This window comes from Ralstonia sp. 25C, from assembly GCF_051904805.1.
Taxonomy (GTDB): domain Bacteria; phylum Pseudomonadota; class Gammaproteobacteria; order Burkholderiales; family Burkholderiaceae; genus Ralstonia.
In genome coordinates this window covers 718,802-739,941 of the sequence record NZ_CP196737.1, presented here as the reverse complement: position 1 = coordinate 739,941, position 21,140 = coordinate 718,802, and the positions used below count along the sequence as shown (strand labels likewise).

General features: G+C 63.5%; 18 protein-coding genes. 7 read left to right on the top strand and 11 right to left on the bottom strand.

The features are described 5' to 3' along the window. Positions 1-259 precede the first annotated feature (259 nt). The 3 genes from ACS7SF_RS03440 to ACS7SF_RS03430 are packed head-to-tail and all read right to left on the bottom strand — an operon-like array spanning position 260 to position 2,977. Complete coding sequence (locus ACS7SF_RS03440; protein ID WP_426394091.1) at positions 260-1,435, bottom strand: vWA domain-containing protein; 1,176 nt, start codon at positions 1,433-1,435, stop codon at positions 260-262. Positions 1,436-1,462: 27 nt separating this feature from the next. After that, the gene (locus ACS7SF_RS03435; RefSeq protein ID WP_439891689.1) at positions 1,463-2,071 is read right to left on the bottom strand and encodes a GNAT family N-acetyltransferase; all 609 of its coding nucleotides are present in this window, start codon (positions 2,069-2,071) and stop codon (positions 1,463-1,465) included. 12 nt (positions 2,072-2,083) lie between these two features. Further along, positions 2,084-2,977 (bottom strand): AAA family ATPase, encoded by an 894-nt coding sequence (locus tag ACS7SF_RS03430; protein WP_439891688.1) that lies wholly within the window; start codon positions 2,975-2,977, stop codon positions 2,084-2,086. A gap of 321 nt (positions 2,978-3,298) precedes the next feature. On the opposite strand from ACS7SF_RS03430, the gene ACS7SF_RS03425 reads away from it, so the two are divergent. Both ACS7SF_RS03425 and ACS7SF_RS03420 read left to right on the top strand, forming a co-directional pair. Further along, a complete protein-coding gene (locus tag ACS7SF_RS03425) occupies positions 3,299-3,664 on the top strand; it encodes a c-type cytochrome (protein WP_439891687.1) in 366 nt (121 codons plus the stop codon). Positions 3,665-3,675: 11 nt separating this feature from the next. Continuing rightward, positions 3,676-4,074, top strand: coding sequence for a c-type cytochrome (locus tag ACS7SF_RS03420; RefSeq protein WP_439891686.1), 399 nt, complete (start codon positions 3,676-3,678; stop codon positions 4,072-4,074). 62 nt (positions 4,075-4,136) lie between these two features. On the opposite strand, the gene ACS7SF_RS03415 is transcribed toward ACS7SF_RS03420, so the two are convergent. Continuing rightward, positions 4,137-4,571: a DUF1841 family protein gene (locus tag ACS7SF_RS03415; RefSeq protein WP_439891685.1), complete on the bottom strand. Its 435-nt coding sequence runs from the start codon at positions 4,569-4,571 to the stop codon at positions 4,137-4,139. Between the two features lie 106 nt (positions 4,572-4,677). On the opposite strand from ACS7SF_RS03415, the gene ACS7SF_RS03410 reads away from it, so the two are divergent. Next, positions 4,678-5,613, top strand: coding sequence for a DMT family transporter (locus ACS7SF_RS03410; RefSeq protein ID WP_439892682.1), 936 nt, complete (start codon positions 4,678-4,680; stop codon positions 5,611-5,613). A gap of 81 nt (positions 5,614-5,694) precedes the next feature. Here ACS7SF_RS03410 and ACS7SF_RS03405 read toward each other — a convergent pair whose 3' ends face one another. Further along, positions 5,695-7,449 (bottom strand): S10 family peptidase, encoded by a 1,755-nt coding sequence (locus tag ACS7SF_RS03405; RefSeq protein ID WP_439891684.1) that lies wholly within the window; start codon positions 7,447-7,449, stop codon positions 5,695-5,697. Positions 7,450-8,094: 645 nt separating this feature from the next. Here ACS7SF_RS03405 and ACS7SF_RS03400 point away from each other — a divergent pair. Next, positions 8,095-8,682, top strand: a complete 588-nt coding sequence (locus tag ACS7SF_RS03400; protein WP_439891683.1) for a malonic semialdehyde reductase — start codon at positions 8,095-8,097, stop codon at positions 8,680-8,682. 54 nt (positions 8,683-8,736) lie between these two features. Here the strand turns inward: ACS7SF_RS03400 and nth are convergent, their stop codons facing one another. Together nth and rsxB are read right to left on the bottom strand one after the other, a co-directional pair. Then, positions 8,737-9,381 carry an endonuclease III gene (gene nth / locus ACS7SF_RS03395; protein ID WP_439891682.1) on the bottom strand — a complete coding sequence of 215 codons (645 nt, stop codon included), beginning with the start codon at positions 9,379-9,381 and terminating at the stop codon, positions 8,737-8,739. A gap of 10 nt (positions 9,382-9,391) precedes the next feature. Further along, complete coding sequence (rsxB, locus tag ACS7SF_RS03390; RefSeq protein ID WP_439892681.1) at positions 9,392-10,201, bottom strand: electron transport complex subunit RsxB; 810 nt, start codon at positions 10,199-10,201, stop codon at positions 9,392-9,394. Positions 10,202-10,339: 138 nt separating this feature from the next. Between rsxB and ACS7SF_RS03385 the strand changes: the two genes are divergently transcribed. Further along, positions 10,340-11,038: a TetR/AcrR family transcriptional regulator gene (locus ACS7SF_RS03385; protein ID WP_439891681.1), complete on the top strand. Its 699-nt coding sequence runs from the start codon at positions 10,340-10,342 to the stop codon at positions 11,036-11,038. A gap of 190 nt (positions 11,039-11,228) precedes the next feature. On the opposite strand, the gene ACS7SF_RS03380 is transcribed toward ACS7SF_RS03385, so the two are convergent. Next, positions 11,229-12,500, bottom strand: a complete 1,272-nt coding sequence (locus ACS7SF_RS03380) for a polyhydroxyalkanoate depolymerase (RefSeq protein WP_439891680.1) — start codon at positions 12,498-12,500, stop codon at positions 11,229-11,231. A 206-nt stretch (positions 12,501-12,706) separates the two neighbouring features. Continuing rightward, positions 12,707-13,903 carry an amino acid aminotransferase gene (locus ACS7SF_RS03375; protein WP_439891679.1) on the bottom strand — a complete coding sequence of 399 codons (1,197 nt, stop codon included), beginning with the start codon at positions 13,901-13,903 and terminating at the stop codon, positions 12,707-12,709. Positions 13,904-14,238: 335 nt separating this feature from the next. Between ACS7SF_RS03375 and uvrB the strand changes: the two genes are divergently transcribed. Then, complete coding sequence (gene uvrB, locus ACS7SF_RS03370) at positions 14,239-16,341, top strand: excinuclease ABC subunit UvrB (RefSeq protein WP_439891678.1); 2,103 nt, start codon at positions 14,239-14,241, stop codon at positions 16,339-16,341. A 192-nt stretch (positions 16,342-16,533) separates the two neighbouring features. After that, entirely contained in the window at positions 16,534-18,618 is a 2,085-nt protein-coding gene (locus tag ACS7SF_RS03365; RefSeq protein ID WP_439891677.1) for a site-specific recombinase, read from the top strand. A 440-nt stretch (positions 18,619-19,058) separates the two neighbouring features. On the opposite strand, the gene rbsK is transcribed toward ACS7SF_RS03365, so the two are convergent. Continuing rightward, complete coding sequence (gene rbsK / locus ACS7SF_RS03360; RefSeq protein WP_439891676.1) at positions 19,059-20,021, bottom strand: ribokinase; 963 nt, start codon at positions 20,019-20,021, stop codon at positions 19,059-19,061. A gap of 61 nt (positions 20,022-20,082) precedes the next feature. After that, complete coding sequence (locus ACS7SF_RS03355) at positions 20,083-21,123, bottom strand: LacI family DNA-binding transcriptional regulator (RefSeq protein WP_439891675.1); 1,041 nt, start codon at positions 21,121-21,123, stop codon at positions 20,083-20,085. Between the last annotated feature and the right edge of the window lie 17 nt (positions 21,124-21,140).

The window sequence follows — 21,140 nt, the reverse complement described above, 5'->3', positions numbered from 1 at the left end:
GCTTTTGTCCTTTGACTTTCCTGCCCTATGCGGCGCCTTGAATTTCTGTTGCAAGGAGGAAAAAGAGGGGAGGCCTGTCTGAGCGAAGCGAGTTTGCCTCCCCTCCCTCCTTGCGACAGAAATTCAAGGAGGTTGTCGCCGCATCGGGCGCGCCTTTCTTTGCTTACTTTCTTTGGCAAGACAAAGAAAGTGAGTCAGCCCCGGCAGGGGATGAAACAAGGGATGGACCACCAAGGCCCAAACCCCAAATCACAGCCCATCACTTCGACAACAACCGCATCGCCGATTCCAACCCAGCAATCGTCACCGGATACATCCGCGTCTTCACGATCTGATTGATCACCGAAATCGACTGCCGGTATTCCCACAAGCCCTCCGGCTCCGGATTCAGCCAGACGAACTTCGGGAACTGCTCAATCAGCCGCTTAAGCCACACCGCACCGGCCTCAGCGTTGTTGTATTCCACCGAGCCCCCAGCCTGCAGGATTTCGTACGGGCTCATGGTCGCGTCGCCCACGAAGATCAGCTTGTAGTCGGGCGGGTACTTGCGAATGACGTCCCACGTGGAGAAACGCTCCGCATGGCGGCGCCGGTTGTTCTTCCACAGATGCTCGTACACGCAGTTGTGGAAGTAGTAGTACTCCAGGTGCTTGAACTCGGTCTTGGCGGCGGAGAACAGCTCTTCCACGCGCTTGATGTGGTCGTCCATCGAGCCGCCCACATCCATCAGCATCAGCACCTTGACGTTGTTGTGCCGCTCGGGGCGCATCTTGATGTCGAGCAGGCCCGCATTGGCGGCGGTGGAGTGGATGGTGTCGTCGAGATCCAGTTCGATGTCGGCACCATCCCGCGCGAACTTGCGCAGGCGGCGCAGCGCGACCTTGATGTTGCGCGTGCCGAGTTCGACGGTGTCGTCGTAGTCCTTGTACGCACGTGCTTCCCACACCTTGACCGCCGTGCGGTTGCCCTTCGACGGCCCGCCGATGCGGATACCTTCCGGGTTGTAGCCGCCATGCCCGAACGGCGAGGTGCCACCCGTGCCGATCCACTTGTTGCCGCCTTCGTGGCGCTCGTGCTGTTCGTTCAGCAGTTCCTTCAGGCGCTCCATCAGCTTGTCGAGGCCGCCCATGGCTTCGATCTTCGCTTTCTCTTCCGGCGACAGTTCGCGCTCGAGCTTCTTGGTGAGCCAGTCCAACGGAATGTCCGCACGCCAGTCGACCGCGCCTTCCACGCCCTTGAAGTACGCGCCGAAGGCCTGGTCGAATTTGTCGAAGTGCTTCTCGTCCTTCACCAGCGTCATGCGCGCCAGGAAGTAGAACTCGTCGAGCGAGGGTGCGATGACCTGCTGCTTGAGCCCTTCAAGCAGCGTCAGGTATTCCTTGACCGAGACCGGCAGCTTGGCGTGCCGCAGCGTGAAGAAGAAATCGATGAGCATGGGGATCCTCCCTGGCGGGCCACTGCGTCAGCCGCGCGGCTGCTCCAGCTTGTATTGCAGATGGCGTTTCACTGTGAGCCATTCCGATTCGATGATCGAGAACACCACCGTGTCGCGGAAGCTGCCGTCTGGCATGCGCTGGTGATTGCGCAGCACGCCGTCCTGCTTGGCGCCCAGGCGGGCGATGGCGGCGCGGCTCTGGTGGTTCATCCAATGTGTGCGGAATTCCACCGCAATGCAGCGCAGCGTTTCGAACGCGTGCGTGAGCAACAGCAGCTTGCATTCGGTGTTGATGGCCGTGCGCTGTACCGACTTGGCGTACCACGTGTGGCCGATTTCCAGCCGGCGGTTGGCCTCATCCACGTTGAAGAACCGCGTGGCGCCGACCACCTTGCCAGGTTGGCCGTCGCGCATCTCGCGCACCACAAACGGCATGGCGCCGAGCCGGTCGCGCATGTCCAGCGCAATGGCCAGCCAATCGCCGACTTTCTCCGGCGCGGGCACAGAGGTGTACCAGAGCTTCCACAAGTCACCATCGGCAACTGCAGCGCGGATTTCATCCACGTGTTCAGGGCCGAGCGGCTCCAGCCAGGCGTGCTGGCCGGAGAGGGTGACGGGTTCGATCAGGCGCGGCATCGTGCAGCCTGCTCAGCGGTTGGCGCGGTTCATGAAGACCAGGCGCTCGAACAGATGCACGTCCTGCTCATTCTTGAGCAGCGCGCCGTGCAGCGGCGGAATCGCGGCGTTCTTGTCCTGGCTGCGCAGCGATTCGGGCGGAATGTCCTCGGCCAGCAGCAGCTTGAGCCAGTCGATCAGTTCCGACGTTGACGGTTTCTTCTTCAGCCCCGGCAGGTTGCGCATCTCGTAGAACGCGTCCAGCGCGGCCTTGACCAGCGCGGGCTTGATGCCCGGGTAGTGCACGTTGACGATGGCCTGCATCGTCTCCGCATCCGGAAACTTGATGTAGTGGAAGAAGCAGCGGCGCAGGAAGGCGTCGGGCAGCTCCTTCTCGTTGTTCGACGTGATGATGACGAGCGGGCGGTGCTTGGCGCGGATGGTCTCGCGCGTCTCGTACACGTAGAACTCCATGCGATCCAGCTCGCGCAGCAGGTCGTTCGGGAATTCGATGTCGGCCTTGTCGATCTCGTCGATCAGCAGCACGACGGGCTGGTCCGCCTCAAACGCCTGCCACAGCACGCCCTTGACGATGTAGTTGCGGATGTCGTGGACCCGGTTGCTACTTTCCTTGTCGCCCAGTTGCGAATCGCGCAGGCGCGAGACGGCGTCGTATTCGTACAGGCCTTGCTGCGCCTTGGTGGTGGATTTGACGTGCCATTGCAGCAGCGGCATGCCCAGCGCGGCGGCCACTTCCTCAGCCAGCATGGTCTTGCCCGTGCCCGGCTCGCCTTTGATGAGCAGCGGGCGCTGCAGCGTCATCGATGCGTTGACGGCAAGCTTGAGGTCATCGGTGGCGACGTACTGGTCGGAGCCTTCAAAACGCGCACGCTGATCGGATGCGGCAGGCGAGGTGGTGGTGTTCATCGTGCAAGCCTACTGAGCGGTAAAAGATTGGGAAACGGCCAGTATAAGAGCATTTGGCCGTTTGCCGCCGGGCGCTTAGGAGACGCTGATGGGGCATGCCAGGCGTGCCATTCCCCGCTGTCAAGTCACGGGTCCCCTAACTGGACTGCGAAAAAAACCGTGCGTTACAATGCGCCGGTTTGACGCACCTCAAACGACCGTCTCATGGCTAGAGTCAGCAGACTGCGGCCAGCAGCCGGTGAAGGCGCCCAAAGAGACAGCCGGCAGACAGTGAGGCAGGCAGGGCGGGCAGGATTCTGAAACTCCACGCTTAAGAACGAGATGAAAAAGATCCTCACCATGGTGGCCGCATTGGGCACATTAGGCGCGCTGACCACCGCCAGCACCGCCGCCGCAGCCGAAGTTCAAGGCAACGCGGCCGCCGCCGAAAACAAGGTCGCCATGTGCATCGGCTGCCATGCCATTCCGGACTACAAGACGTCGTTCCCCGAGGTGTATCGCGTGCCCTATCTGGGCGGTCAGAGCGCCAAGTACATCGAAAGCGCGCTGCATGCGTATCAGAAGGGTGATCGCAAGCACCCGACCATGCGCGCCATCGCAGGCTCGTTGAACGATCAGGACATCGCCAACCTCGCTACGTACTACTCGCAGCAGACGGCCGCTACCCAGAACAACCCCCAGAAGTGACGAGGACGAATATGAAGACGATCTCGCTTGCAATCTCGTCCGGTCTGGGCGCGTTGATGCTGGGTGCTGCTGTCTCCGCGCATGCCGCTGATCTGGAAAAGGGCAAGCAACTGGTGGAGAAGGGCGGCTGCGTGGCTTGCCATGGTGCCGGTCTGAACGCCCCCATCTCGCCGGACTATCCGAAGCTCGCCGGCCAGCATGGTGATTACATCTACCACGCGCTGCTGGCCTATCAGACCAGCAACAACCCACTGATGGGTCGCAGCAACGCCATCATGGCGGGTCAAGTGAATGCCAATCCTTCCAAGAACGACAAAGACGGCAAGCCGCACCCGTTCACGCAGGCAGAGTTGAAGGACATGGCTGCCTACATCGAATCGCTGCCGGGCTCGCTCGTGCTCAAGAAGTAAGTTGCTGCACGGGCAAAGAAAAACCGCTCTTCGGAGCGGTTTTTTATTGGCGGATGCGGTGGCTATCGGGCGGTGGCGCGCTTGCGCACGCATTCGATGTACGCCTCGCCGTCCGGCGGCAGGCGGGTGCGCTGCGCCGTCCAGAGCATCTGGCCGAGGCATTCCATCACCTGATGCTGCGCCTCGTGCGGCGAGTCCAACCGCTGGGCCAGCGCTTCATACGCGGCACGGATGCCGCGCGGCTGGTCCACCGACACCTGCTCGCTGATCGACAGATGCATCGACAGGTGCAGGAACGGGTTGCTCTGGCCGCTTTCGGGCGTGTAATCACGGGCGAGGGCTTCGTCGCCGGCTTCCAGGGTGTCGTGGTATTCGGGATGCTGCTGCATCCAGTCGACTGCCATGGCTTCGAGCGGCGTGAGGATTTCAGCCTGACGGTGCTTGCGCCAGGCGCCGCAAAAGAATTGGCGAACTTCGTCGCGGGAGGGATTGAACATGATCCCGCTATTGTACTGGCGTGCCCTGCTGCGTGCCGGTGCGACGCCAACGCTACAATGGCCGCCCACACCGCAGACGGCGCGCCCACAGCCAACGCCGCACACCATGAGACAAAACGCCGATTCCCCCCTCGCTGCACGCGCGGCCGACAAGCTGCTTGGCGTGCTGCTGATTGCCGTGTCCGCTGCGTCATTTGGCGCGATGGCCATCTTCACGCACTACGCCTATGCCAGCGGCGCCAACGTGGTGGGCCTGCTGATGGTGCGTTTCGTCATCGCAGCCCTCGCGCTGATGGTGGTGATGCGAGTGCGGCGCATCGGTATCCCGCCGTGGTCGCGTGTGGCGGGGCTAGCGGCGATGGGCGGCATTGGCTACGCGGGGCAGTCGTTCACGTTTTTCTCCGCGTTGAACTATGCGCCGGCCAGCCTGGTGGCGCTGCTGCTGTATCTGTATCCGATGTTCGTGACGGTGCTGGCGGCGATCTTCCTGCGTGAACGATTGACCGCGACGGCGATCATCGCGCTGGTGCTGTGCTCTGTTGGTGCTGGGCTGACGGTGGGCGGCGCGGGCCTGTCGGGTGGCAGCGTGCTCGGTATTGCGCTGGGCGTAACGTCGGCGGTGATCTACTCGATCTACATCACAGTGGGTGCGCGGGTGACGCGCGGGCTTGATCCGCTCGCGTGTACGACGGTCATCTGCACTGCGGCGGCTGTGGTGTACACGGGCATGGCGCTGGTCGGCGCGCCTGCACACCTGCCTGGCACGTTCGGCGGGTGGGCGGCGGCCGTGGCGATTGCCGGTCTGTCGACGGTGGTGGCCATTCTGACGTTCTTTGCCGGCCTGCAGAAGCTGGGCGCGGCGCAGGCGTCGATGCTGTTGACGCTGGAGCCTGTGGTGACCGTGCTGTTGGCGGCGCTGCTGCTGGGCGAGTCGATTGCGCCGATGCAGATGACGGGTGGCGTGCTGATCCTGGCGGGCGTGCTGTGGCTCACGCGTGCTGATGCCAAGCCCGCCAGCCATCGGGTGGAAGACATGGCCTGATACCGGCTCGATGCCCAAACAAGAAACCGCCCGACCAGGCCTGAACCCGGTCGGGCGGTTTGCTTTTCAGCCTTCAGGCGATTACTTCTTCACGCCTTCCGGCAAGCGTTGCAGGCTCTGCACCCGCATCAGCGCCGGACGATCCGCCAACACGCCATCGTAGAACGACGCCAGGTCACCCTTGAGCGCGGTGCGAGACGCATCGTTCAGATAGATCATGTGGCCCGACGGGTAATTCTTGATCGTCAGGTTCTTGGCCTTGATGGTCGGGTCCAGCGGCATCTGCGCCAGCGTCAGCTCGGTCTGGTGGAACGGCGTGACGGCGTCGTAGTAGCCGCTGGCCTGCAGCACCTTCAGGTCGGGGTTTAGGCTCATCGTCGAGGCCAGGTCGCCGGCGGTGTAGAGCGTGTTGCCGCCGCCCTTGTTGGCGCCCGTTGGGTCGATGTGGCTGAAGTCCCAGTTGTTGAACACGGCGTCGTTCAGGTCCACGAACGACGAGGTCGACGTGTACTTGAGCTGGGTGTTCAGGTAGCTGTTCCACAGCACCGTGTACACGCCACCGATGTTGGAGATCGACGGATCGTTGCTGCCCGAATTCGGCAGGATGAACGGTGCGATGCCTTTGCCTGTGTAGTTGGCACGACCGTCATACTGGCCGATCTGGATGCCTGGGTTCAGCGTCAGGAAGAACGTGTACGGCGGGTTGTTATTCTGCGATGGCACGTTGCCCAGCGCCGCCGGATTGCCGAACGTCTGGATCAGCGAGACCGGATCGGTGCCGATGTACGAGCCCATCGTCTGCGCAGACTGCAGGTTCAGGTTCAGGCGCACGTTGACGAAGCCGCCGTCTGCTGCGCTCGGTGCCTGTGCCAGCGGCGCGAGCGTGTTGTCGGCGTAGTTGCGGGCCTGAGCCATGTAGCTGTCGAGATCGGCGGGCGGCGGGTTCACCGTCGTCTTCTTCCAGTACCACGCGTCCGCAGCCAGCGTCGGGAACGTGCCCACGGCCGACAGTGCATTCGCATAGTCGAGGATGGACGACTGCAGCGTGATGCCGTTCAGCTCGATGCCGTCTTCATGCAGGACCCACGACACCACCGCACTGCGCGCTGTGCCATACGACTCGCCGAACAGGAACTTGGGCGAGTTCCAGCGTGAGTACTTGGTCAGGTAGCGCTGGATGAAGCGGTCGATCGAGCGTGCGTCCTGATCCACGCCCCAGAAGTCCTTGTTCTTGGCCGGTGCAATGGCGGCCGAATAGCCGGTGCCGACTGGGTTGATGAACACCAGGTCGGAGCGGTCGAGCAGGCTGTCGGGATTGTCGGGCAGCTTGTACGGCGCGGGCGGCGTGAAGTTCGGGAACGACGACTGCAACCGCTTCGGCCCAAACGAACCCAGCAGCAGGAACACCGACGACGAACCCGGGCCGCCGTTATAGAAGAACGTCACCGGGCGCGGCTTCGACGGATCGGGGTTGTCCTGCGTATAGGCCACGTAGAACATCGTCGCGTTGGACTGCGAGGTAACTGGGTCGATGGTCGTCAGGTGGCCGGCGGTGGCGGTATAGGCGATGCTCTTGCCGCCGATGGTGACGGTGTGGTGCGTGACGGCAGCGTTTTCGCCGGGGTCGGCAGCGAGCGCGTCGTTGGGGCCGGTGCCGTAGACGTTCGGGTCCACATAAGGCTGGTCGGGCGGCACGGCGGCCGTGACCGGTTGCGTAGTCGCGTTGCCCGCATTGGCGGCAACGCCGCTGGGGCTGGCGCTGGCAGAGGAGTCTCCGCCGCCGCAACCCGCCAGCAACACGGCGGACAACGCCGCTGCCACAAGCGATGCGCCCATGGCTCTGGGCAAACCTGCAAAATCACTGGTCGATAACCTGGATTTCTTCATGGCGATAATGGCCTTTTTCAGGGTGACGAACGCCATCACTTAAAACGGATGGTTTTAAGTGGGCTCCATATCCGGGTTGCGTTTTGTAATTTCTATCCGGCGCAAAGCGGATATTCTGATTTCCCGTATATTGATGGGAAATTAATGCAATGATTTTCGATTGGGCAAAGCTTCTCCCTGAAACTCATCGGAGTCTCAAAACAAGGAATGCCATAGAGTCAATGCGCTGGCTAGTTTGCGCAAAGTTGACTGCTGCTCTGCGAAAACGTTGGCGCGAATATGTCCGTGCGCTCTGGTTAAATGGAAGCGCCGGCCGAATGTCTCCAGACCTTGGGTAATTCAATGACGAACCAAAAAGTAGTTCGTAAGGAAACCGTTGTAAAGGTCTGTTTTTCGTCGCATGCGGCCGACTGGTAAAAAAGACATTCGTGACTCTGGGCGGTGTTATCGAAAGGCGATTAACTACAAACCGCGCATGGCATTTTTGACCGCCTTAACGATGGGATTGCTCCATCTTGGTGCCCGAACGGGGCCTGCGGGGCGCGGCACGGCGCATTACAATGCGCTCCTCACTGTTTCCTGGAGCGCCTAGCAATGCCCATGCTTGAACCGTCCGTGCTGGACCAACTGTTTCACGCAGCCCGCACTCACAACGTATGGCTGGACAAGCCGGTCGACGACGAACTGCTGCACACCCTGTACGACACCGTGAAGTACGGCCCGACCGCCGCCAACAGCACGCCGGCGCGCTTCGTCTTCGTTAAGAGCGCCGCTGCCAAGGAGCGCCTGGTGCCGTGCATGTCTGCCGGCAATCAGGAGAAGACCCGCCTGGCACCCGTGACCGTGATCGTGGCGTACGACACGCAGTTCCACGAGCAACTGCCCAAGCTGTTCCCGCACACCGATGCGCGTTCGTGGTACGCCGGTGACCAGGCCAAGATCAACGCCGCCGCGCTGATGAACAGCTCGCTGCAGGGTGGCTATCTCGTGATCGCCGCACGTGCACTGGGCCTGGACTGCGGCCCGATGGCGGGGTTCGACGCCGACAAGGTCAACGCAACGTTCTTCGCCGATGGCCAATGGAAGGTCAACTTCATCATGAACATCGGCTACGGTGATGTGGAGAAGCTGCACCCGCGCAACCCGCGCCTGTCGTTTGAAGAGGCGTGCAAGATCGCCTGATCGACAGCGATCGTGCAAAGAAGAAGCGGGGGATGTTGAGTCCCCCGCTTTTTTTTATTCCTTCGGCGCTGGCGTCTTCGGTTTGAATTCGCACAGCGGCTCAATCGCGCAGTGCCAGCATTCGGGCTTGCGCGCCTTGCACACGTAGCGCCCGTGCAGGATCAGCCAGTGGTGCGCATCCTGGCGGAACTCCTCGGGCACCACCTTCATCAGCTTCAACTCCACTTCCAGCACGTTTTTGCCCGGTGCAAGCCCCGTGCGGTTGGCCACCCGAAAGATATGCGTGTCCACCGCAATCGTCGGTACGCCAAAGGCCGTGTTCATCACCACGTTCGCCGTCTTGCGGCCCACGCCGGGTAGGGATTCCAGTGCGGCCTGGTCGCGTGGCACCTCGCCGCCGTACTGGTCCAGCAGGATGCGGCACGTCTGCAGGATGTGCTTGCCCTTGGTGCGGTACAAACCGATGGTCTTGATGTATTCCGTCAGCCCTTCTTCGCCCAAGGCCAGTATCTTGGCCGGCGTATTGGCCACCGGAAACAGCTTGCGCGTGGCCTTGTTCACGCCCACGTCCGTCGCCTGCGCGGACAGCAGCACCGCAATCAGCAACTCGAACGGCGTGGTGTATTCCAACTCGGTGGTCGGCGTCGGATTGTTCTCGCGCAGGGTCTCGAAGATGGCGTAGCGCTTGGCGGGATTCATCGTCGGGGCGTCAGGTGGGGTCGGCGTCGGGTTTGGCGCGGTGCTCGATCTGCTCAGCGATACGCTTGCGGCGGGCCTCGGCTTCGTCGATCTGCGCTTGTACATCCGCCGGCACATCGGTCACGTTACGCGGACCTTGCCCGCGCGCGGCCATCTCGGCTTGCTTCTGGCGTGCGCGTTCGATAGCGGCCTGGATGATGGCCTTCTTGCGCGCCTGTGCTGCCAGTTCTGCTTCATCAGCGGGCTGCTCCGCGCTCACTGCGGCTAGCTTGGCTGCAGCTTTGGCGGCGAGGCGGGCTTCGTTTTCCGCTTGCTCGCGTTTGAGGCGTGCGTTGCGGAAGACGTAGCGGTCGCGGGCGATGTCGGCTTGTTCCTGACTCCACGCGTCCCACCCCGTGCGGTCGCCCGTGACGGGCACCATGTCGATGCAATCGACGGGGCAGGGCGCAACGCACAGGTCACAGCCGGTGCACCAGTCTTCGAGCACCACATGCATCGCCTTGGGCGCGCCGACGATGGCGTCGACCGGGCAAGCCTGGATGCATAGCGTGCAGCCGATGCAGCGTTGTGGGTCGATGACGGCGATTGCGCGCGCTTGTTCGATGCCGTTGGCTGGGTCGAGCGGCAGCAGTTCGCCTGTGCGGCCGAGTGCATCGGACAGGCGGCGGATGCCCTCCACGCCGCCCGGCGGGCAGCGGTTGGGCAGCGCCTCGCCGATGGCCATGGCCTCGGCGTAGGGGCGGCAGCCGTTGTAGCCGCACTTGGTGCACTGGGTTTGCGGCAGGAGGTTTTCGAGCCGGTCGGCTAAGGAAACCACGATGGGACTTGTCGTTTGAATAGCCCGCCATTATCGCCGATTTGCCCGGTGCGCAAGGGGTGCATGCCCTGACGCCACTTGTGTCAAGTCACGCGTTGACCATGTGACATAATTCTTTCGTTCTAAACGGACCGTCGTGCCATGTCGTCTTACTCCGCCGCGCCGTTCTCCGACGTCGAAGCCATCGACTCCCCCAGCGATTCCGCCACGCCACGTGTACGACGTGATCCGGCCGGCACGCGCCGCCGCATCCTCGCAGCGGCGCTCGAAGAGTTCTCGCGCGGCGGCTTTGCCGGTGCCCGCGTCGATGCCATTGCCCGACGCGCGGAGACCAACGAGCGCATGCTGTACTACTACTACGGCAGCAAGGAGAAGCTCTTCCTTACCGTGCTCGAGCACATGTACTTCCGCTTCAAGCAGGCGGAGGAACAGGTGCAGATCGAGTCGTCCGACCCGCGCGAGGCCGTCATCCAGCTCGCGCGTTTCGTCTGGGATTTCTATTACGAGAATCCCGAGTTCATCCGCCTGCTCAACAGCGAGAACCTGCACGAGGCGCGGCATCTGAAGACCTCGCCGCACCTCGGCGAACTGGTCAATCCGGTCATCGATGTGCTGCGCGGCGTGGTCGAGCGCGGGCAGCGCAGCGGTGTTTTCCGCGACGATGTCAACGTGTCGCGGTTGTATCTGACGATTTCGGCGCTGGGGTATTACGTGCTGTCCAACCGCTACACGATCAGCGCGGTGGTCGGCCGCGACATCGCCTCGGCGGATGAGCACGAGGCCTTCGCGCAGCTGCACATCAAGATGCTGCTGGCGTATCTGGAGCGGCCCAAAGGCTGAGCGGCGTGCCGCGTCCAAACGAAAACGCCTCGCAAACCGCGAGGCGTTTTCGTTGGAGCATCGGGCTCAGAACCTGTTCACGATCCGTAGCGAGCGGTCCGAGGTTGGCTTGAGAAGCGCAGCCGTACATGGGTACGGCGAGCATCGCAAAGCCAAGATCGGGTCGCGCAGTAGGATCGTGGGCAGGTTCTCAGGCGACGGCCTTGATGCGCGGGGTGTCCTGGTCGTACTGGCGGATGAAGTCGCGCAGTTGCGGATACACCTGTTCACGCCAGCGGCGGCCCGAGAAGATGCCGTAGTGGCCGCACTTGGGCGCCGTCAAATGCTGCTTGCGCGCTTTCGGGATGCCAGCGCACAGCTCATGCGCGGCTTCGGTCTGGCCACTGCCGGAAATGTCGTCCAGCTCGCCCTCAATGGTGAACAGCGCCGTGTTCTTGATGTCCTGCGGGCGCACCGGCTTGCCTTCGATCACCCAGGTGCCGTTGGCCAGGTGGAATTCCTGGAACACGTCACGGATGGTTTCCAGGTAGTAATCAGCGGCCATGTCGAGCACGGCGTTGTACTCGTCGTAGAAGCGCACGTGGGCTTCGGCGTCTTCGGTGTCGCCTTCGATCAGGTTCAGGTAGTAGTCGTAGTGCGACGACAGGTGGCGGTCCGGGTTCATGGCGACGAAGCCGGCATGCTGCAGGAAGCCCGGATACACCTTGCGGCCGTGGCCCGGATAGTTGGCCGGCACCGTGTAGATCACGTTGGTCTCGAACCAGCTATGCGACTTGTTGGTCGCCAGCGAGTTGACGGCGGTCGGGCTCTTACGCGCATCGATCGGGCCGCCCATCATGGTCATGGTGCGTGGCGTCTTTTCGCCGTCCGACGCCATCAGCGAGATGGCGGCCAGCACCGGCACGGTCGGCTGGCACACCGAGATCACGTGCAGCTTCTCGGCGCCAATGTGGTTGATGAACTCGCGGATGTAGCTGATGTAGTCCGACAGGTGGAACGCGCCTTCTTCCAACGGCACCATGCGGGCGTCGATCCAGTCGGTCACATACACCTTGTGGTCTTGCAGCAGCGTGCGGACGGTGTCGCGCAGTAGCGTGGAGTGGTGGCCCGACAGCGGCGCGCACACCAGCACGACGGGCTCATCCTTGAGCAGCTTGATGGTCTCGGCGTCGTCGGCGTAGCGCTTGAAGCGGATCAGGCGGCAGAACGGCTTTTCGATGATGGTCTGCTCGACGATCGGGATGTCGCGGCCGTTGGACTTGACGGAGCGGATGCCGAATTCCGGCTTCTCGTATTCCTTGCCTAGGCGGTACAGCAGTTCGTAGCCCGCGGCGTAGCGTTGCGCGCCGGGCACCATGGACAGCGGGCTGAGCGGGTTGGTGAAAGTCTTGGCGGTCGCTTGAGCCCAGGCCGTCATCGGGCTGAGCAGGGCGCGCTGGAATTCGTGGAGCTGGTAAAGCATGGCTGGACCGGTCTGTGGTGGCGAGGGCAAACGCAAACGATTATGCGCTCAGGTGCATGTTACTGCGATGCAGCACAAACCCTGATAACAGAGTGTTGCGCGGCTTATATGATGCGCCCGTGTCAGTCTAGAACGATGCAGCAAAAAAGCGGCCGAAGCCGCTTTTCTTTTCGCAATTGCGCCTACCGCGTGGCGCTTGCAGCACCTTACAGCACGTCGGCGATAGCGTTGACCACGGCATCGATGTTGTGCGTGTTCAGCGCGGCCACGCAGATACGGCCGGTCAACACGGCGTAGATGCCGTGCTCGTTACGCAGGCGATCGACTTGCGCCGAGGTCAGGCCCGAGTACGAGAACATGCCGCGCTGTGCCTTCACGAACGAGAAGTCGGTCTTCACGCCCTTGGCGGCCAGCTTGTCGACCAGCGCATTGCGCATCGACTTGATGCGGTCGCGCATTTCGCCCAGTTCCTGCTCCCACATGGCGCGCAGCTCGGGGCTGTTCAGTACCGTGGCGACCACCGTGCCGCCGTGCGTGGGCGGGTTGGAGTAGTTCGTGCGGATCACGCGCTTGACTTGCGACAGCACGCGGGTGGCTTCGTCCTTGCTGGTCGTCACGATCGACAGGGCGCCGACGCGCTCGCCGTACAGCGAGAACGACTTCGAGAACGAGCTCGACACGAAGAACGGCAGGCCCGATTCCGCAAACAGTTGCACGGCCAGGCCGTCCTGCTGGATGCCGTCGGCAAAGCCTTGATAGGCCATGTCGAGGAACGGGATCAGGTTCTTGGCCTTGATGACTTCTACGACTTGCTTCCACTGGTCGGCGGTCATGTCGACGCCGGTCGGGTTGTGGCAGCAAGCGTGCAGCACGATGATCGTGTTCGCTGCGTAGCTGTTCAGCGAATCCAGCAGACCAGCGAAGTTCAGGCCGTGCGACGGAGCATCGTAGTACGCGTAGTTGACGACTTCGAAGCCAGCCGACTCGAACAGCGCGCGGTGGTTTTCCCAGCTCGGGTCGGAAATGGCGACCTTGGCGTTCGGGTACAGGCGCTTGAGGAAGTCGGCACCAATCTTCAGCGCGCCGGTGCCGCCCAGGGCTTGTGCCGTGACCACGCGGCCTTCGGCGATCAGCGGGGAATCCGCACCGAACAGCAGCTTCTGCACGGCCTGGTCGTAGGCGGCAATGCCTTCGATCGGCAGGTAGCCGCGCGGAGCGACAGTGGCCAGGCGAGCCTTTTCAGCTTCCTGCACGGCGCGCAGCACCGGAATTTTCCCTTCGTCGGTGAAGTACACGCCCACGCCCAGGTTCACTTTGGTGCTGCGGGTATCGGCGTTGAAAGCTTCATTCAGGCCCAGGATGGGGTCGCGCGGGGCCAGTTCGACGGCGGAGAAAAGCGACATGAGATGTGTCTCGATCGGTTGGTTCGGAATTCGGTGGAGTGCTGCAGGCGGTGCGCCGCAAGCGGTCGGCAGGGCTGCCGACGCCGAATGCATGAAGCGGGCACAAGACCGAATTGTACCGAATACAGGCTCTAATCGCCCAAAAAATCCTTGCAGAACAGGGGCATAAAGCGATTTGGTGGGCGGTACAGATGCGGCATTCCAGACCTCCAAACGATTGCCAGAGTGGCGCGCTACACTAGACGATTGGTTGCAATTGCCGCCGCTGCCCTCATTTGCTGGGGACGTGCGAGTCACTTTGTCGACTTCCTGCGCTGCCATCCACCCCCGCCGCCATGACCGATCTGAGCCAAGTCCCCCTTCAGCACGACAACTCGCACGACGAGTCGAAATTCGTGACCTTCGAGGGCTCGCCGTTCCAGTTGTATCAGCCGTATCCGCCGGCCGGCGACCAGCCGGAGGCGATTCGCCAGCTCGTCGAGAACATTGAAGACGGCCTCTCGTACCAGACCCTGCTGGGCGTGACGGGCTCGGGCAAGACCTACACCATGGCCAATGTGATCGCCCGGGTGGGGCGCCCAGCCATCGTGTTCGCGCCCAACAAGACGCTGGCGGCGCAGTTGTATTCGGAGTTCCGCGACTTCTTCCCGCGCAACGCGGTCGAGTACTTCGTCTCGTACTACGACTACTACCAGCCTGAGGCCTACGTGCCGCAGCGCGATCTCTTCATCGAGAAGGATTCGTCGATCAACGAGCACATCGAGCAGATGCGGCTGTCGGCGACGAAGAGCCTGCTCGAGCGACGCGACGTGGTGATCGTGGCCACCGTGTCGGCCATCTACGGTATCGGTAACCCGAGCGAATACCACCAGATGATCCTGACGCTGCGCGCGGGCGACAAGGTCAGCCAGCGCGACGTGATCGCGCGCCTGATCGCCATGCAGTACACGCGCAACGAGACCGACTTTCAGCGCGGTACCTTCCGCGTGCGCGGCGACACGGTCAACATCTTCCCCGCCGAACATGCGGAGATGGCGGTGCGTCTGGAGCTGTTCGACGACGAGGTCGAGTCGCTGCAACTGTTCGACCCGCTGACCGGGCGCGTCCGGCAGAAGATTCCGCGTTTCACGGTGTATCCGTCGAGCCACTATGTGACCCCGCGCGAGACCGTGTTGAAGGCCATCGAGACCATCAAGGTGGAACTGCGCGAGCGGCTCGATTTCTTCTACAAGGAAAACAAGCTGGTGGAAGCGCAGCGCCTGGAACAGCGCACGCGCTTTGATCTGGAGATGCTGCAGGAACTCGGCTTTTGCAAGGGCATTGAGAACTACTCGCGGCATCTGTCTGGCGCGGCACCAGGCGAGGCGCCGCCGACGCTGGTCGATTACCTGCCGCCCGACGCGCTGATGTTCCTGGACGAATCGCACGTGTTGATCGGCCAGCTCAACGGCATGTACAACGGCGACCGGGCGCGCAAGGAAACGCTGGCCGAATACGGCTTCCGCCTGCCTTCCGCGCTCGACAACCGGCCGCTCAAGTTCGCGGAGTTCGAGACCAAGATGCGGCAGGTTACGTTCGTGTCCGCCACGCCGGGCGACTACGAGAAGAAGACGGCCGGCACCGAAGTCGTGGAGCAGGTCGTGCGCCCCACGGGCCTCGTCGATCCGACCATTGAAGTGCGGCCGGCCACGACGCAGGTCGATGATCTGCTATCGGAAATCCACCTGCGCGTGGAAGCGGGTGAGCGCGTGCTGGTGACGACGCTGACCAAGCGCATGGCCGAGCAGTTGACCGAGTTCCTGTCGGAAAACGGCGTCAAGGTCCGCTACCTTCATTCGGACATCGATACCGTGGAGCGCGTGGAGATCATCCGCGACCTGCGCCTCGGTACGTTTGATGTGCTGGTCGGCATCAACCTGCTGCGCGAGGGCTTGGACATTCCGGAAGTGTCGCTGGTGGCGATTCTGGATGCCGACAAGGAAGGCTTCCTGCGCGCCGAACGCTCGCTGATCCAGACCATCGGCCGCGCCGCACGGAACGTGAACGGCACCGCCATCCTCTATGCGGATCGCATGACCGATTCGATGAAGAAGGCCATTGGCGAGACCGAGCGCCGCCGCGCCAAGCAGATCGCCCACAACGAGGCACACGGCATCACGCCGCGCGGGGTGGTCAAGCGCATCAAGGACATCATCGACGGCGTGTACAACGTCGACGACGCCCGCGCCGAACTGAAGGCTGCGCAAGAGGCCGCCAAGTACGAAGACATGAGCGAGAAGCAGGCGTCCAAGGAAATCAAGCGCCTCGAAAAGCAGATGCTCGACCACGCCAAGAATCTCGAATTCGAAAAGGCGGCGCAGGTGCGCGATCAACTGGCCAAGCTCAAGTCGCAGCTCTTCGGGGCGAGCGGCGAAGACCATATCGTTCCGGCCGCCTGAACTGCGCGGCCGCGTTGGTTGTCGGATGTCCCGCCGCCTCGCCGAGGCCGGCGGTGATTCCGTGTTGACACAATTTCAAGCCATTCCTGGGCGCTGCGCGTCGCCCGGCTGGGGAACCGGTACGTTGTGCCGTAAGAGCGGCCATCACTGCGGCTGCCATCGGGCGCACGTGTCCGCCATCAAGGGAGTTCGATGTTCAATTTTTTGCTGAATCCGTGGCGCAAATGGCGCGCTTCCCGGCATGCCAGCCACCAACTCGATGCCATCCTGGCGCAGTTCGAGCCCACGCGCAGCCTGGCCGAACGCAATGAATGGCTGATCGAGCTGGCCTACTGGCTGCGCCGCGCGGACAGGCCCGTGGGGACCACCTCCGAGTCGTGGCGGTATGCGCGTCTGCGCTACCTGCTGCAGGTGCTGGAGAACAACCCCGACCTGGCCGCCCGCGTCGGCCAGACCCTGCGCACCATCGTGCAGGACAACGACCCGGTGTCGCTGCTGTGCGATACGGGCCTGTCGTCACGCTCGGGTTTCTGGGGCGAACTGGTGGACCGCTGGCAGGCGCGCTTTCTGCCGCCCGCGCCCAACGAACCGCAGTTGGCGGCACTGTTCGCGCTGCTGTTTGTCGGCCCGTACGACGCGGCCTGGGTCGATGGCCTGGACGATGAACTGGTGACGCGTCTGCATGCGCTGTTCCGCGCCGGCTTGAGCGATGCCGATGAACTCGCGGGCCAGACGCGGCTGGAGCGCAGCCTGGGCATCGGCATCCAGATCCTGATCAGCCAGGTGCGGGCGGCGGGGCTGTCCCGCGCGATCCGCAGCCGCATGGACCACGGGGACGTGACCGAACTGCCGTTCTACCGGCTGGCGGATGCGGCCAATGCCATCTTTCTGGAGCGCCCCGACGAGGCGCCTGCCCGGCCCGAGCAGTTCGCGCAGCAACTCAACTATTTCCGCGCGGTGCTGGACCAATGCCGCGCGGCCACGGCCAGCGTGTACCAGCATCTGGACGAGAACGGCGTGTCGGTCGAAGTGGTCTTCCAGGTCGAGCGCATGAAGGCATGGCTGGGCCGCATTGACCTGTTGCTCACTGCCTGGGCGGATACCCGCGCCACGCGTCGCTTCACCCATCTGACGGCGGAACTCGTGTCCGCCAGCCAGCACCGCCGCAGCGTCGGTTATCTGATCCGCTCCACCTTTGCCGATCTGGCCCGCAAGGTGGTCGAGCGTTCGGCAGAAAGCGGCGAGCACTACATCACCCGCGACAACAAAGAGTACGGCGCGATGGTGAAAGCCGCGGCTGGCGGCGGTGTCATCACGGCCGCCACGGTGTACATCAAGTTCTTCATTGCCGGGGCGCACCTATCGCGTTTTACCGAAGGCTTCCTCGCCTCGATCAACTACGCGGTCAGCTTTCTCGGCATTCACTTCGCGCATTTCACGCTGGCCACCAAGCAGCCGGCCATGACGGCGCCCGCGCTGGCACATCGGCTCGACCAGGTCGCCCGTCCCGAGGGTCTGGAGCGTTTCGTGGATGACACCGTTGCCATGATCCGCACCAACGCGGCGGCGATTGTCGGCAACCTCGTGGCGGTGGCGCCCGTGGCGTTTGTGGTGCAGTGGCTGGCGGGGCGGTTCTTCCACGCGAACCTGATTTCGCCCGAGAAGGCCATCGCAACCATCGACTCGTTTTCCCTCCTCGGGCCGACGCCGCTGTACGCGATTTTCACGGGCGTGCTGCTGTGGGCGTCGAGCCTGGCGGCCGGCTGGGCCGACAACTGGTTTGCGCTGCACCGCGTGCACGATGTGATTGCCTTCCACCGGCGCCTGCGCTTCATGGTGGGCACGCGCGGTGCGCAGCATATTGCCGGGTTCTGGAAGCGCAACCTGTCGGGCATCGTGGCCAACGTGTCGCTGGGCTTCATGCTGGGGCTGGGCCCGGAGATCGTGTCGTTCTTCGGGCCGCACACCGAGGTGCGCCACGTCACGCTGTTGACCGGTGCGGTCGCTACCGCCGTGGGCGTGCTCGGGCCGGCGGTCATGCATACGGCGCCGTTCTGGCTGGCTGTGGCTGGCATTGCGCTGATGGGCGTACTGAACGTGCTGGTGTCGTTCGCGCTGGCCTTCAACATGGCGATGCGCTCGCGCAACCTGCGTGGGCTGGATCGCAAGCGCATTACCGGGGCGGTGTGGCGGCGCATCCTGCGAGACCCGCTGTGCCTGCTGGTGCCGCGTCCGGCCACCGAGGCCACGCCGCCCGGTAGCAGCACACCGGCCTGATTAGGTGCGGTACGTCGCTCCAGCGCGCCGGTGCTGGAGCGCTGAACCTCGCCGCTGAGGTTCTGAACCGCAATGTCGGAGCAAAAAGAGACACCTATGGCGTTCAGAACCCCAACGATGCCCCTAAAAGGTGGGCTCGCGAGGGTTTGAGGGCCGTCATCGGTGTTCGGAGCCCCGGCGTCGGAGCTTGAAGGTCCGACCGTGAGGTTGCCGAGGTCCAGGCTTGCACCTAATAGGTGCGGTCCTGAGCGATTGAGGTCCGCTTTCGAGGTTCGGGACGTTGACGTCGGACTTCAGAGGCTCGGCGGTCCCGCTTAAAGACGCGATGCGATGCACCGATCCGGCCCATGCATGCGCTTCTGAGGTCCATCGATGGTGTTCCGAGCCCCGTTGCCGGGGTTCGGAGCCCCAAGGCTGGAGTTCTGAACCCCACGACCGTGCTAGCTCGGCTGTGCGGCGAGCACCGCGATTTCGCTGCGGAAGGGGATGGAAGGTTGTGCACCCAGCCGCGTGACGGAGACCGCTGCCGCCGCCTGCCCGAACTGGATGGCGGCATCGGGCGATGCGCCTTCGGCCAGCGCCGTGGCCAGCGCGCCAACAAAGGTGTCGCCGGCGGCGGTGGTGTCCACGGCCTGCGCGCTGGGGGCGGGCAGCAATAGCCGCGTGGTGGCATCCACATAGGCAATGCCGCGTGCGCCCAGGGTGATGATCACGTGCCGGGCGCCTTGTGCGTGCAGGTCGGCCGCTGCATCCAGGGCGGCTTCTGGGGAGTCGACGGGGCGGGCAGTCAACAGCGCCGCTTCGGTTTCATTCGGGATCAGGTAATCGCAGGCGGCCAGCCACGGCGTGGGCAATGGGCCGACGGCCGGCGCCGGGTTCAGTATGACCGTCTTGCCGAGCTGCCGGCCGAGTTTGAGCGCGCATTCCACCGCATCGGGCGGGGATTCCAATTGGCAGACGATGACGCGGGCCCGCTCGAACGCGGCGCGCTGCGCTTCGATCATGGTGGGCGTGAGCAGCTCGTTGGCCCCCGCCACGATGACGATGGTGTTCTGCCCGCTGTCGGCCACCGTCACGCAGGCGATGCCGGTGGTGACGCCTGCGTGGGCCGACACCATCGCGGTGTCCACGCCTTCGCGGCGCAGGCCATCGCGCAGGGCGATGCCGTGGGCATCGTCACCCACGCAGCCGAGCATGGCGACACGGCCCCCCAGGCGGGCAGCTGCCACGGCCTGGTTGGCGCCTTTGCCGCCCGGGATGGTCTCCAGCGCCGGGCTCGCAACCGTTTGCCCAGGCGACGGCAAACGAGGCGTGCGGATGACCAAATCCATGTTGAGGCTGCCGACGATGAGCACGTCGGCAGCAGGGTGGGCGGAAGAGACGGAAGGGCGCTTGGCCACCATGGCGAGACTACGTTGAGAGAGCGGAAATGGGTGGGGCGAACGAGTTGGGCCGGGTGGGGTCTCAGGCAGCGCGGGCAGGGCGTGCCGGTTCGGCGGTCAACTCGCGCAGCGACAACCGCGGCGGCAGCACGATACGGCGGGGCTTGCGTTCGTCCACCGGATGGCGCATGGCGGCGTCGGTCAGCTGTTGCAGCAGGGTTTGCGCGGTGGTCTCGCCAAGCTGACGGATCGACTGGCCCACGGTGGACAGCGCCGGATAGACATAGCGGCTCAACTCGATGTCGTCAAAGCCGATGATCGACAGCGCCTTCGGTACCGGAATACCGAGCTCGGCAGCGGCACGCAGCGCGCCGATGCCCATCAGGTCGTTGCTGGCGAAGATGGCGGTCGGCTGTTCGCCTTCGGTCAGCAGTTGGCGTGCAGCGCGATAGCCGCCCGGGCTGGTGAAGTCGCCTTCCGCCACGCGGGCAGAGGCCTCCGGCACACCGGCTTCGCGCAGGGCGCGGTGAAAGCCCGCCAGACGGCCAGCCGTCACGCTCAGGTCCGCCGGCCCGCTGATGCAGGCAATGCGTCGGTGACCCAGCTCCAGCAGGTGCTTGGTGGCCATGTGCGCGCCTTCTTCGTGATCGACCTGGACCTGGTCGGCCTGGATGCCTTCGGTCGGGCGGTCAACCATCACCACGGGCAGAAAGGATTCGCCTAGCGCGTCGACGAGCGCAGTGTCGGGCCCGGCGCTGCTGACGATGATGCCGTCGACGCGCTTTTCCATCAGCACGCGCAGGTAGTCGCGCTGCTTGCGTGGGTCGTCGTCGGAGTTACACAGGATGACGCTGTAGCCGGCCGCAGCGCATACGTCTTCAATGCCGCGCGCCAACTCCGCAAAGTAGGGGTTGGTCGCCGTGGGCACCAGCACGCCGATGGTGCGCGTGGTGCGGTGCTTGAGCGAGCGTGCCACGGCGCTGGGCACGTAGCGCGTGGCGCGGATGGCCTCTTCCACACGCTTGCGCGTTTCCGCGTTCACAGGGCGCGTGTTGTTGATGACATGCGAGACGGTGGTGAATGACACTCCCGCCAACGCTGCGACGTCCTTGATCGTTGCCATGTTGAAGCTCCCTGTGT